General features: G+C 39.3%; 11 protein-coding genes. 1 reads left to right on the plus strand and 10 read right to left on the minus strand.

Annotated elements, in window-relative coordinates; genetic code table 11:
• Nucleotides 1–157: 157 nt before the first annotated feature.
• The 5 genes from AW17_RS10505 to AW17_RS10525 form a co-directional block, all read right to left on the minus strand.
• Nucleotides 158–712, minus strand: a complete 555-nt coding sequence (locus AW17_RS10505; RefSeq protein ID WP_083488679.1) for a YihY/virulence factor BrkB family protein — start codon at nt 710–712, stop codon at nt 158–160.
• Between the two features lie 161 nt (nt 713–873).
• Nucleotides 874–2193: an alpha/beta hydrolase gene (locus tag AW17_RS10510; protein ID WP_029276168.1), complete on the minus strand. Its 1320-nt coding sequence runs from the start codon at nt 2191–2193 to the stop codon at nt 874–876.
• Nucleotides 2194–2349: 156 nt separating this feature from the next.
• Entirely contained in the window at nt 2350–2727 is a 378-nt protein-coding gene (locus tag AW17_RS10515) for a DoxX family protein (protein WP_029276169.1), read from the minus strand.
• A 2-nt stretch (nt 2728–2729) separates the two neighbouring features.
• Complete coding sequence (locus AW17_RS10520; RefSeq protein WP_029276171.1) at nt 2730–3143, minus strand: VOC family protein; 414 nt, start codon at nt 3141–3143, stop codon at nt 2730–2732.
• Nucleotides 3144–3149: 6 nt separating this feature from the next.
• Nucleotides 3150–3560: a hypothetical protein gene (locus AW17_RS10525; RefSeq protein ID WP_029276173.1), complete on the minus strand. Its 411-nt coding sequence runs from the start codon at nt 3558–3560 to the stop codon at nt 3150–3152.
• A gap of 144 nt (nt 3561–3704) precedes the next feature.
• Between AW17_RS10525 and AW17_RS10530 the strand changes: the two genes are divergently transcribed.
• On the plus strand, nt 3705–4691 hold the full coding sequence (locus tag AW17_RS10530; protein WP_029276175.1) for a GlxA family transcriptional regulator: 987 nt from the start codon (nt 3705–3707) through the stop codon (nt 4689–4691).
• Between the two features lie 606 nt (nt 4692–5297).
• On the opposite strand, the gene AW17_RS10540 is transcribed toward AW17_RS10530, so the two are convergent.
• The 5 genes from AW17_RS10540 to AW17_RS10560 form a co-directional block, all read right to left on the minus strand.
• Complete coding sequence (locus tag AW17_RS10540; RefSeq protein WP_029276178.1) at nt 5298–5687, minus strand: LiaF transmembrane domain-containing protein; 390 nt, start codon at nt 5685–5687, stop codon at nt 5298–5300.
• 360 nt (nt 5688–6047) lie between these two features.
• Entirely contained in the window at nt 6048–6737 is a 690-nt protein-coding gene (gene rpiA / locus AW17_RS10545) for a ribose-5-phosphate isomerase RpiA (protein ID WP_029276179.1), read from the minus strand.
• Nucleotides 6738–6941: 204 nt separating this feature from the next.
• On the minus strand, nt 6942–8903 hold the full coding sequence (locus tag AW17_RS10550; RefSeq protein ID WP_029276180.1) for a membrane protein: 1962 nt from the start codon (nt 8901–8903) through the stop codon (nt 6942–6944).
• Nucleotides 8904–8914: 11 nt separating this feature from the next.
• Complete coding sequence (locus AW17_RS10555; protein WP_029276181.1) at nt 8915–10318, minus strand: 3-keto-disaccharide hydrolase; 1404 nt, start codon at nt 10316–10318, stop codon at nt 8915–8917.
• 91 nt (nt 10319–10409) lie between these two features.
• Nucleotides 10410–12698 carry a GH92 family glycosyl hydrolase gene (locus tag AW17_RS10560; RefSeq protein WP_029276182.1) on the minus strand — a complete coding sequence of 763 codons (2289 nt, stop codon included), beginning with the start codon at nt 12696–12698 and terminating at the stop codon, nt 10410–10412.
• Between the last annotated feature and the right edge of the window lie 22 nt (nt 12699–12720).

The following is a 12720-nucleotide window of genomic DNA, read 5'->3' on the forward strand; positions in this document are numbered from 1 at the left end:
TTGTGGCGTTTTAATCAAGTTTTCTGTTAAGACGGTCGTCACCCTGAATTTATTTCAGGGTCTTTCACGCTAAAAAGATGCTGAAATAAATTCAGCAGGACGATAAAGCGGGATTAGGCGTAAATAAGATATAATTTTCAGCAAATAATTATCGAACTCAGGTTATAACAGATATTTCGGCAAAACGGGCCTGCAAGCGATCACTAAAGGCATCGAGTACAGATGTAACCGCTAGCGAAACCAGCAGTACAAAACCTAAACTGATAATTACAGAAAACGATAGGAAACGGTTTTGCAACAGCTTCACCCACCCTCTTTTCGGCTTCGGTTTTAAACCCCATATGGTATTAATAGAATCCTGAATATCGCCAAAAACGGTAGTTGGCCCAATTAATAGGGTTATGATACCGATAATTAAAGCGATGGTACTTTTTCCATCCAAATAAGCATTCTTGATTAACTGCTGTAAGGAAACGGCCGATTCTCTACCTAAAAATCCCTCAAGCTGGGCATAAACCTGTCCTTCGGCTATTTCTCTCCCTAAAAATATACCGCACAAAGAAATAATAACCACGAGCAGTGGCGCCATGGAAAACACCGTATAATAGGCTAATGAGCCACTAAGTTTCGTTACTTTATGATCATTAAATCCTGTAAACGATGCTTTTAAAATGCCCCATATTCCTTTTAAAGTGATTTTATTCTTTGCCATAACAAACGATTTAAGATGAAATGCTCTAAACTTAAACCGCTCATATTTTGAATTGTTTGTTAATTAATGAGGCGAATACAGGATGTAAAGAAACCAAATGCACAAAAAAAAGCTCCGAATTTTTATCGGAGCTTCATTCTTTATCGATTAGATAATTTGTATTATTTGGCCTTAATCCATGAGGCAATATCGTTAACTAAAGTTTCGGATACGCTTACCGCTGCTTGATACTGGGCCATTGTACCCTTTTCGGTTTGAGAACTTAGCAGGTGGTTTAAGTCTGGGTAAAATTTAAGCACCACATTTTTCTTTTTACTTAAGGCAGCATTCCATAAATCAAAATCTACTTTGCCCACCTGAAAATCATTACCGCCCTGCAATACGTATATTTTCGGTTTCGAAAGGCTTTTTGCTACAGCAACCTGATTGTAGGTATTTAAATCTGTCCAATATTTTGCAGGCAGTCCTAAAATTAAAGAATCAGGCTTTATGGTAGTTCCCAACTGCGAAATTCTGCTTTTATCAATTTCCACGTAAGCATCTGCCAGTTGTTTTTTAAAGGCAGCTGTTGTATCGTTAACCTGATCGAACATATACTTATTCTGATCAACAATAATATCTGTTAGTTTTCTGGCAGGTGTTGCTGCCAAAATAATTCCTGCTAAATCAGGTGTAATGGTAGCCATTTTAGGTGCCAGCATTCCGCCTAAACTATGGCCGAATACATAAACAGCTTTAGGATTAGCGCCAACAACAGTTTTTGCGAGTGCAATAGCTGCAGTTGCATCATCCAATACCTCTTCTTTTACTGTAAACGCTTTATTAAATTCATTAGGGTAGATTAAGGTCCGTTTTACATAACGAACAGAAGCAATGCCTTTGGAGGCTAAACCACCAGCCAAATCTTTAAAGGGTTTATTCGCACCAACTGTTTCATCCATATCTGCCGGACCAGAGCCATGTACAAAAACCACTATAGGGAAATTTTTGGCATTTTTTGGCGTGGTGATAATTGCTGCCAATTGTTTTCCTGCCGGACCAATATATACCGACTTTTCTTTATATAAACTGGTATCAACATAGGTTGGTTTTAAATAAGCGGCCGCTTTTCGAGATGGCGCGAGGAAGATTCCGACAATTTTCTGTTGTTTATTAAAACCTAAAATAAAGTTCTGATCACCGTTGGCAAATTTACCTTCTACCGTTACTGCGAAAAACTCGCCCTGAGCTTTACTTTGAACGGCATCTAACGATTCTGCCTTTCCATATTTTGTTCCAATATCTCCCCAAAGTTTCTTTAAACTTTCTTCCGTTAACTTCGTTTTTAAAGTATCATCAAAGAAAGCGTGGGCATCTTTAAATTTCTCTTCCTGCAACAGTTTAAAAAAGTCGTTTGCACCGTTGAACAGCTGGATCACATTTTGAGAAAATGCTGTAGTTGTAAATAATAAAGCAATTATAAATAAAAGGCTTTTTTTCATCCGTGTTTTGTTTTAATGGTAATGAGACTTCATGATTAATCCTTTTCTGGATCTAAAAAATCATGATGGTTCATGTATTGTGTTTGGTTGTTTACAATACCCAAAGTTAACAATATTTGGTTCTGAAAAGCCGCAACCTAAACTAGCCGTTTAGTTTTAACTAATTTTAACATTTGATGCCAGTTTCTTCCACAAAATGTATGGGATAAACATAATTACCAGGGCAATAAGTGGCGGGATTAAAAGCGATATGCCATCGCCAACAAATGCCCTGGAGGCAAAGGCGCCAATAAAATTAATAGCAAAACCTGCATAGGCCCATTCTTTAATGGTTTTAAATTTATTTTGAAGGATGGATGCCGCCCCAAGCAGTTTTGCAATGCCAACAATGATGAGCAGATACATCGGGTAACCGAGGTGTTTAAGCACTTCTTTCCCTGCTTCCTGTTGAGTAATTCCGCCAACGCCATCCATAATCATCATTAATGCAAAAATAATGGTGGCAATCCAATACCATGTTTTTAGCTTCTTCATATTTATTTGTTTTTATCGTAGTTTATTAACCAGTTATTCCCAAAGCGATCTGTTAAATCGCCAAAAAGTGCTCCCCAAAATGTTTCCTGTAATGGATGCGAGGCCTTCCCTCCTGCTGAAAGTTTACGGTAAAAAGCCTGGGCCTCTTCTTCCGAATTACAATTCAGCATCATAGCAATCGAATTTCCCTTAATTAATCCGCGTTCTTCTACCATATCTGTTGCCATAATCACCAAATCATCTTTAGCCAAAACAGCATGCATAATACTCCGCCTCATTATATTGGGCATTTTATCAACAATAACCGATCCTCCAATGGTTTCGAGGGTCAATTCTCCCCCCAAACAATCCTGATAAAAAGTCATTGCTTCACGGCAGTTGCCGTTAAAAGTGAGATATGAATTTATACTTGCCAATTGATTTTATTTTTTGATGCCTACCATTAAGCGCACATCGGTTTCATTAATATACATTTCAAGGCAATAGCCGTTTGGGTCGATGTTAGGCTGTTTGAGCAATTTTTCAAAGGTCTTCCCAATCTGGCTAACATCTTTCATAAAATCGGGAATCAATTCACTAATAAATGTTCCTTTCTTTATGGTAAAGGCTTCGACATCAAATTTCTCAGCCTCGCCAGCTGTTATTTCTTCGACGGCAGCCTTATAAATGATCTCCCGTTTTTCGTTAGGCCTGCTTATTCCAAAATACCTGCGTTGCTTATCAAGTGGAAACAGGGCATGAAGTTTTTGATGTGCCGCTAAAACTCCGTTTGGGAAAGATTCGGCAGTAATACACATTACCTTAATATCCTCATTTAAAATATACTCTTCCATTGTCATTATCGGCATTACCGCTTTAAAGATTCAACTGTAAACGATTAACAACACAAACATACGGGCAGAAATTAACAAGCTAAATATGTGGAAACGACAATTGCGGGGGTTGTTTACGACAAATAACCTCGTTATATTTGAATTATGAAACATGTATCTATCTTAATTCCAGAGACTGCCGTGATTGAAGCCATTGCAGATCCCCGCTATCTATTTACCGCTGTTAACGAGTTTTTACAGGCATCGGGCAAACTCCCGCTTTTTAAAGTTGAGCTTATAGGGATGACGAAAGAGGTGAGGTTGAACAATAGCCTTTTTTCGGTGCATGCTGATAAGTTGTTGCATGAGGTTGAGCATACCGATCTTATATTTGTACCAGCCATTAGCGGCAATATAGGTTATGCGATGGAAGCTAACCAGGATCTACTACCCTGGATTATAAAACATCATGCTAAAGGTGCAGAAGTAGCTTCGCTCTGCATGGGTGCTTTTTTACTGGCTGCAACCGGCTTGTTAGATGGACGGAAATGTTCTACGCATTGGCTTTTTGCCAACCAGTTTAGAGAGATGTTTCCTGAAGTAGAGCTGGTTGATGGTAGTATTATTACCGATGCACAGGGTTTATATTCTAGCGGTGGTGCAAACTCTTACTGGAACTTGCTTTTATACCTGGTTGAAAAACATACAGATAGGGATACCGCCATTTTAGCGGCAAAATACTTCGCTATTGATATCGACCGCGAGAGTCAGCTGGCTTTTATGATGTTTCAAGGACAGAAGGGGCATGAAGATGCAAAAATCAAAAAGGCGCAGGAATTTATTGATGGCAATTACCAGGATCGGATTACGGTAGATCAACTGGCCGATATGCTGGCATTGGGTAGAAGAAGTTTTGAGCGGAGATTTAAAAGTGCAACCAAAAATACAGTAATCGAATACATTCAAAGGGTTAAAATTGAGGCTGCCAAGCGAAGTTTCGAATCGAGCAGAAAAAACATAACTGAGGTGATGTTTGATGTAGGTTATACAGACACAAAATCGTTTAGAGATGTTTTCAAAAAAATTACAGGTTTAACACCGATTGAGTACCGGAACAAATACCATAAAGCCGTATCTGTTTTGCAGGTTTAACTCATTTATAGAAAAAAAATAAGCTGCACACAATATATTTTATTTACAGCGTTTATGTATGTGAGAGCGTTAATTTAGATGACGGGGATACTGCCTAAGGGTGGAATCCCCGTTTCTTTTTTGTTTGTCATTCTGAGGGATAATTAATTGTATAAAAATCAATATAAATGACACAGAAGCTTTTTTTTTGCAGTGGTAGGCTGCGAAGAATCGTCATTACGAGAAGGCTCTTTCAGCCGACGAAGCAATCTTACAACGATCGCTACCAGCGTGCGCATTAAGATTGCTTCGTTTCTCGCAATGACGACCATCCTATTGGAGTCTGTCAATGGTAGCGGAGCGCAGCGAAATGGAGAAATCTGCCTAGATAGATCTCTCCATTTCGCTGCGCTCCAGGAGATGACGATGCTTTTTATTGAAAGTCTATCAATGGTAGTAGTCGAAGGATCTCTTGAACAGATTTCTCCGTTCCGCTTCACTTCAGTCGAAATGAAGGTAAAGTAGCTAAATAATCTATCATGCATTTTAGACACATTTGTTTCAAATAAAAAAAGGGGCATTGTTAAAAAATGTCCCTTTTTAAGATATATGATGGAGTTAAGAATTTTAGTTTTCTTTATCAGTAAAATCAACTGGTTTCTTTTCAAAATACTGATCGAAGTTTTGCACTTTTTTAGGTTTTAGAATTACATACAATCCTAATCCGATTAGTATTAAAGCTGTACTGATTCTTGACAGATCGAAATCAAAAATAGTGATCGCTTTAAGGGTGAATAAACCACCTATTATAGTTAAGGCTAACCAACTGCTGCCCTGGAAGTTTTTGCGGTAACCTATCCACAAACCTACGCCTAACATGATGGTGTGCCATTTCAATATCCAGTATGGAACATCTATACCAGAGTTTCTTAACAAGAACACTGAACCGATTGCTATGATTAAAACACCTAAACCAAATTGTTTATCTGCGTGATTTTTTTTGATTAAATTTTCCATGACTGTTTGTTTTTATGATTCAAATGTATCACGAATACCAATGCCGGGGAATGGCTTTTCCCTCAGTTGCGATGTTTTATCGGTGAGTGAAATAAAACTGTCGGTAAAAAAATTATGAGAATTTAAGGGAAGGGGGATTTATCGGTGAAAATGTCAGTTTTGCTGCGTAAACACTAAGAAGACGGAATTAAAACTTAATTTTCTTAGCTCCTTAATGTTAAAAATTTGGATCACCATGAAGAAGTTAAGATAATTAAGAGAAATGATCTCAATTCTTAAGATTGTGTCATCATTCCTGCTAGCAATGACGAAATGAGGGGCACAAATAAACCAATGACTAATAAACCAGTGAACCAGCTATCATTCGAAAATGATAATATCAGTTCCTTCGCTCATAATTACTTTTGACGTGACGTTAATGAATAATCCATGAGCCAATAATCCGTTAATCTGGTTCAGGTTAGCAGATAGTTTTGCAGGATCATCAATGAGGCCAAAATCGGCGTCGATAATCAGGTTACCATTGTCGGTAATAAATGTTTTGTTAGCTACAGACCTTAATATACCCTTTCCACCAAGCTTATTAATCTGATCGAAAACATATTGATAGGCCAATGGAATTACCTCAACAGGAACAGTAAAAGCACCCAATTTTTTAACTTTTTTAGAAGCATCGGTAATGATAATGGCATTTCTACTCAGTGAGGCAATTATCTTTTCTCTAAACAATGCCCCGCCTCCGCCTTTAATCAGATCGAGTGATTCTGTAAATTCGTCGGCTCCATCGATACTGATATCAATTTTGCTTAAATGCCCGAGATCAAGAATTTCGATGCCCAGAGATTTTGCGAGTTCTTCTGTTCGGATGGAACTTGCAGCAGCTTTTATCTTTAGCCCATCTTTTACACGTTTACCTAATTCTTTAATGGCAAAAGTCGTGGTAGATCCCGTACCTAAACCTACTACATCACCATCATTAACAAATTTTACTGCAGCCACGGCAGCCGTCAGTTTTTCTGCATCTTGTTGAGTTTTATCTATAGTAGCCATAAAGTAAAAATAGGTTTAAATGATAAACATCGCAAAAACGAAAAAAAATTCACTACTGATGCAATAAATCGTTTTTATAGCGTTTATGTATATGAGAGCGTTAATTTAGATGATGGGGATTCTGCAATAGTGGAATCCCCATTTCTTTTATAACAAAAAAACGGTTGGTATTTCTACCAACCGTTTCCTAACAATTAAACTCACTTATTTATTTAACGAATTTATCCATCCTGCAATTTTTAAAGCTTCTGCTTTAGTTACTTGCGGCATTGGAGGCATTTCTGTGGAGTAACCCGGCCAATTTTGTGGTTGTGGGTTGTGGATCAACTGAAATATTTTCTCTGCTGAATACTTACGTTTTGCAATTTCTACGAATGGCGGGCCAATCTGTCTTTTGGTTTGATTGTGGCAGGCCAGACAAGTATTTTTTGTTAATAAACCCTCAACTTCTTTAAAGGTAGGTGCTTTAGCCGTAGTTGTAGGCTTCGCCGGAGTAGCCGCTCCTTTTGCTTCAGGTGCTTTTCCAGTTGTTGCCTTTGGTGCAGCTGTTTTCTTAGCGGGGACATTTACTGGTGCCGCCGAGTTTTTGGTACTTACTTCACTGGCAGAAAGTTTATTTCCATCAGGAATCTGGTTCAAGGTGTAATAAGCTACCGGATGAACTAAAGAATAAAAACCATCTTGAGATCTTAAACCATCTAATGTTAAGGTATGAATATAATATTGACGAAGGTTTTGTACAATAATTCTGGCTTTTAAACCATCTGCCGAAACTTTAACGCCAGAGATTTTTAATTTCTCTGTGTTTACAGGAGGTGAACCATACACAGGGTGATATTTGTAAATAAAGCTTTCTGCATCATATGAAGCTAAATCTTCAGCCGATTTACGATCAACAGGCATGGTAAACTCCACTTCAAAACCATCAGACATTGCCCTAACGGCTTTCATTTCGAAAGGGGTTTTATTATTGTATACCAGTCTTTCTAAACCCTCGTTGGCATCACCTGCCGATCCCCAACCGCGGTTGGTTTCACCAACAAATAGCGAACCATCAGTACCCCACTCTAATCGCAATACGCCTGAACGGAAACCTTTACGGAAAAGGAAGGCAGCGCCTTGTTCCTCACCTTTCACCGTCTCCATAAAAATCCTCGAAATGATACTCATTCCCTGATCGCCAACTAAAATCTGACCAGCAAACGGGCCGAATGTGTTTGCAGGAATTTTAACGGGTTCTGCAGAAGAGATACCCAAAATACCATAAGGCAACCAAACCGATGGCAAACGTAATTCAGGGAATACTTTCTTCATTTCGAATAAGGTTTTGAATGTTTCGTTTACCCTATTCTCTGGTTTAATGTATCTTCCTTGTTCGTTTTTGGTTCTACGCTCGTCTATTTGCGAGTAAAAGAAATCTGACTGCAGTTTAACCGGAGAGTTTGGTAAATTGGTCCATCTTAAACTGGCTGGATGCCCCATAAAATCACCTTTATTTACTTTCCATAAACCACCTGAACCTACCCAGTCACCCTGGTTTTCGGTATAATAAAACTGACCATCAATACTGCCAATCCCTGCCGGCGAACGGAAACCCGCAGCATAAGGACTCATTTTACCATCTTCAGTAATGTTCATGGCCCAACCACGCATTGGTACACGGCTTTCGGCCCGCCACCATTCTTCATCGCCAAAGGCCACGTTTGCGGTAACCATAAAAGTACCATCTGGCATTAACTTCGGTCCGAAACTATATTCGTGGTAATGACCACTTAACGGCCACGCATAAATGGTTTCGTACACATCGGCTTTGCCATCCTGGTCTTTATCAACCAGTTTGGTCAGCTCGCCACGTTGTGCCACATATAATGCACCATTTTTATAGGCGATGCCCAAGATTTCGTGCAAACCATAAGCAAATCTGCGCCAGTAAGGCTTGGCACTTGTAGGGTTTTCTACAATGTACACTTCTCCTCTACGGGTAGAAATGCCTAAGTCGCCATTTGGCAAAGTAATCAGACCACCAACTTCTAAAATGGGGCCCTCGGGTACGCGTACTTTATTTATCTTGAAAAAATCTTCTTCTTTCGGTGTTTCTTGTGCAAAAACTGTAGTAAAGCTAAAACTTAATGCCAGTATTGCTAATTTTTTAAATGTATTTCTCATTGTCATTCCAATTAAAACAAAATGGTATAATTTAACTTAGTTCCAATAGCTACGATAATTTCTTTCTTGCCATCAACCGCTCTGATTACTGGTTTAGCAGAACCTTCAGCAAGTTGTATATAGTAAGATTTATCATCAATCAGGTATAAACCTTTGGCTACTTCCTCTATATCAGAAGCGGTGGCCAATAGGAAATATAGCCCTTTTGATGGCTTATCAACAGCAATCTCTCTGGTTAAACCTTGTCCATTTTCCATCACCTTAACGGCATCGGTAACATTTGTTCCATTAATGATGTACTTAAACTCCGGACGGTCTTGTTTATCCATTATATAACCTTTGGTTCTGAAACCAGTACCAGCAGTATCAGCAATCCATTTATCCTGATCGTTCGCTAATTTTGCAATGGCTAAAATTGGCTTTTTAGTAAAACGGGTAACACTGCCCAAAGCACGCGAGGTACCATTTCCACGGCCATCCCACATTGGTGTAGCATCGATAAAATCGCCATGCCATCCTTGTAATAATGTACCATTATCTAAATCGTAGCTATAAGCAACTTTTTCTGGTCCGCCTACAGAGATAGCATGTACCGAACGTACTCTTGGCGCAACATCAACAAAACTTCTGATCATGTTGTTGCTTGCTGCTTCAATGTAGATTGGATCTGCCCCACCGTTTTGGTTTGGTTTTGGGATTTCTGATAGTTCGTTAATCTGGATATTTCTGAACGCTACCGAACCGTGATCGCCCTGTAAACGTAAGGGGCCTTTTGCTTTTTCAGCTCCTGCAGCTCCTCTGGTTGCACCAAATAGCTCCACATTTTCGTGAATCAACACACCGTTTAGTTCTGCACTGATGATTTTAGCATTTTGCGTTTTCTTTCCTGATGCATCAAATTTTGGTGCCTGGAAGATAATTTTAATGTGCTGCCATAAACCTGGCGCTTTACTTGCATTTTGACGGGGAGCAACACCTCCAAACCCTTTTTCGGCTTCAGGTTTGCTATCATCCCAACGTTGGTAAATACCACCATTGTTTGATGAACTTGGATTTTTCAGCCCCCATGCATCATCTATCTGAATTTCGTAATTACCCTGAAGATAAATACCAGAATTTGTCCCTTTTGCAGTTAAATAATCTAATTCTATTGCTACATCACCGTATTCGTTTACGGTATATAAATCAGAACCCGCTTTTTTTGCTGTAGATTGATTAATCAATATCCCTTCACCTTTGGTTGTTTTTAAAACATTTTCGACGTTTAGGTCGGCCACCACATTTTGGGCGAGCGACCATGAGTTTGAAGGGTTTTTAAAGGCTGAAAGATCTTTGAGATCAATACGCTGGCCAAATGCCAACAGGGTTCCGCAAAGCCAGAAAATGGCTGTAAAACCCGTCTTTGAGATGTTCATATATTTAGTTTATTAGTTTTAACCCTAAAGCTAAAAATTTCGTTTAAAATCCATCGGATAAATTGCGTTACCCGATGGATAATTATTTTCTCTATTTTTCTGTTGATAATGAATAAGGGAAATCAGCTGGATTTGAACCTCTGGTTTTATTCGGCGTTGCTGTCATATTGAAATTTAACACCGCACCCTTTTGCAAACCACTGTGGCTGATCCAGTTTTTAGAATATGGTTTACCGTTTATCTGTAACGACTGAACATAACGGTTGTTATCGCTATTGGCTGCCGCATTAATCACCACGGTTTTACCACTTTCTAAAGTAATGGTTACCTTTTTAAACAAAGGAGCACCTAAAACATACTGATCAACCGCTGGTGTTACCGGATAGAAGCCCATTGCCGAAAAAACGTACCAGGCAGAAGTTTGTCCGTTATCTTCGTCACCGCAATATCCATCAGGAGTAGGTTTATACATTCTGTTCATGGTTTCTCTTACCCAATATTGTGTTTTATAAGGCGCACCACCGTAGTTATACAGGTAAATCATGTGCTGGATCGGTTGGTTACCATGTGCGTATTGACCCATGTTTGCAATCTGCATTTCGCGGATTTCGTGAATTACACCACCGTAGGCACTCTCATCAAATACCGGAGGCATAGAGAACACAGAATCTAATTTGGTTACAAATTGACTATGGCCACCCATTAATTTGGCTAAGCCATCAACATCCTGAAAAACAGACCAGGTATAGTGCCAGCTGTTGCCTTCGGTAAATGCACCACCCCATTTAAATGGGCTGAATGGGCTTTGGAAAGTTCCATCCTGATTTTTGCCACGCATTAAACCCGAAGCCGGATCGAAAAGATTCTTGTAGTTCATTGCTCTTTTCTTATAAATATCGATCTCCGAAGCCGGTTTGCCTAAAGCTCTTCCCAATTGATAAATGGTAAAGTCATCGTAAGCATACTCTAATGTTTTAGCGGCATTTTCATTCTTTTTCACATCGAAAGGCACATAACCCAGTTCATTGTAATATTTAACACCATCGCGGCCAACGGCTTCCATAGGCCCCTCGTTGTTTGCGCCATGTTTTAAGGCCTGCCATAACGTTTCAATATCGTAACCACGCATACCTTTAATATAAGCATCGGAAACTACCGAAGCAGAGTTGTTACCCACCATAATGTTTGCATAACCCGGACTGCTCCACTCTGGCAACCAGCCGCCTTCTTTGTAATCGTTAATTAAGCCTTGTTGCATTTCCTTGTTGATTGAAGGATAAACCAGGTTTAAGAAAGGATATAATGCCCTAAAAGTGTCCCAGAAACCTGTTCCAGCGAACATGTACCCTGGTAAAACCTGTCCGTTGTAAGGACTCCAGTGTACAATCTGGTTTTGCGCATCAATCTCATATAATTTATTGGGGAAGAACAAAGTACGGTACATCGCTGAGTAGAAAGTACGGGTTTGATCAATTGTACCCCCTTCAACCGAAATTTTACTTAAGGTTTTGTTCCAGGTTGCTCTACCTTTTGCTTTCGTAGCATCGAAACCATCGTTAGCCAATTCTCTTTTTAGGTTCAAATCGGCCTGCTCAAAACTGATAAATGAAGAAGCCACTTTTGCAATTACCTGCTCGCCTTTTTGTGTGGCAAAACCAATAACGGCACCGGCATGATCTACAGTTAATTCTAAATCTTTATCGTTAAGTTTTTTATCATCCCAGGTTTTAGCCAACTTGAAATCTTTATTGAAATAGATTACAAAGTAATTTTTGAAATTTTTAGGCAGTGGGCCACGGGCATATTTAGTGGTATAACCGATAATTTTTCTTTCTGCCGGTATAATTTTAATGTAAGAACCTTTATCCTGTGCATCTACTACCACATAAGCGCTATCCGTTTTAGGGAAGGTAAACCTGAACTGGGCAGCGCGTTCTGTTGGGGTAATTTCGGTGGTTACATCAGCATCTGCTAAATAAACACTGTAATAGTATGGCTTAGAAACCTCTGCTTTATGGCTGAACCAGCTTGCACGGTCGTCATCTGTGAATTTTAATTTGCCAGTAACGGGCATAATAGAAAAAGCGCCGTAATCGTTCATCCAGGGCGAAGGCTGATGTGTTTGTTTAAAGCCACGGATTTTGTCGGCATCGTAAACATAAGCCCATCCATCGCCGTTTTTACCGGTTTGTGGCGACCACATATTCATTCCCCATGGCAAACCAATTGCCGGATAGGTGTTTCCGTTAGATAATGATGGCTTGGATACAGTTCCCATCAATGGGTTTATCCAATCTACCGGATCTGTAATTTTGCCTATTGTTTGCGCGAAGCTGGTTGATGCCGCAACACTCAATAAAGCGATAAATAATCTTTTCATTTGTTGTGTTTGTGTTTTATAT

This window comes from Pedobacter borealis DSM 19626 (assembly GCF_000708285.2).
GTDB lineage: Bacteria > Bacteroidota > Bacteroidia > Sphingobacteriales > Sphingobacteriaceae > Pedobacter > Pedobacter borealis.

Excerpts from the sequence above, each read along its gene's own strand:
- AW17_RS10505 (WP_083488679.1), bottom strand. The coding sequence starts at position 712 with ATGGCAAAGAATAAAATCACTTTAAAAGGAATATGGGGCATTTTAAAA.
- AW17_RS10510 (WP_029276168.1), bottom strand. The coding sequence starts at position 2,193 with ATGAAAAAAAGCCTTTTATTTATAATTGCTTTATTATTTACAACTACA.
- AW17_RS10515 (WP_029276169.1), bottom strand. The coding sequence starts at position 2,727 with ATGAAGAAGCTAAAAACATGGTATTGGATTGCCACCATTATTTTTGCA.
- AW17_RS10525 (WP_029276173.1), bottom strand. The coding sequence starts at position 3,560 with ATGGAAGAGTATATTTTAAATGAGGATATTAAGGTAATGTGTATTACT.
- AW17_RS10530 (WP_029276175.1), top strand. The coding sequence starts at position 3,705 with ATGAAACATGTATCTATCTTAATTCCAGAGACTGCCGTGATTGAAGCC.
- AW17_RS10540 (WP_029276178.1), bottom strand. The coding sequence starts at position 5,687 with ATGGAAAATTTAATCAAAAAAAATCACGCAGATAAACAATTTGGTTTA.
- rpiA (WP_029276179.1), bottom strand. The coding sequence starts at position 6,737 with ATGGCTACTATAGATAAAACTCAACAAGATGCAGAAAAACTGACGGCT.
- AW17_RS10550 (WP_029276180.1), bottom strand. The coding sequence starts at position 8,903 with ATGAGAAATACATTTAAAAAATTAGCAATACTGGCATTAAGTTTTAGC.
- AW17_RS10555 (WP_029276181.1), bottom strand. The coding sequence starts at position 10,318 with ATGAACATCTCAAAGACGGGTTTTACAGCCATTTTCTGGCTTTGCGGA.
- AW17_RS10560 (WP_029276182.1), bottom strand. The coding sequence starts at position 12,698 with ATGAAAAGATTATTTATCGCTTTATTGAGTGTTGCGGCATCAACCAGC.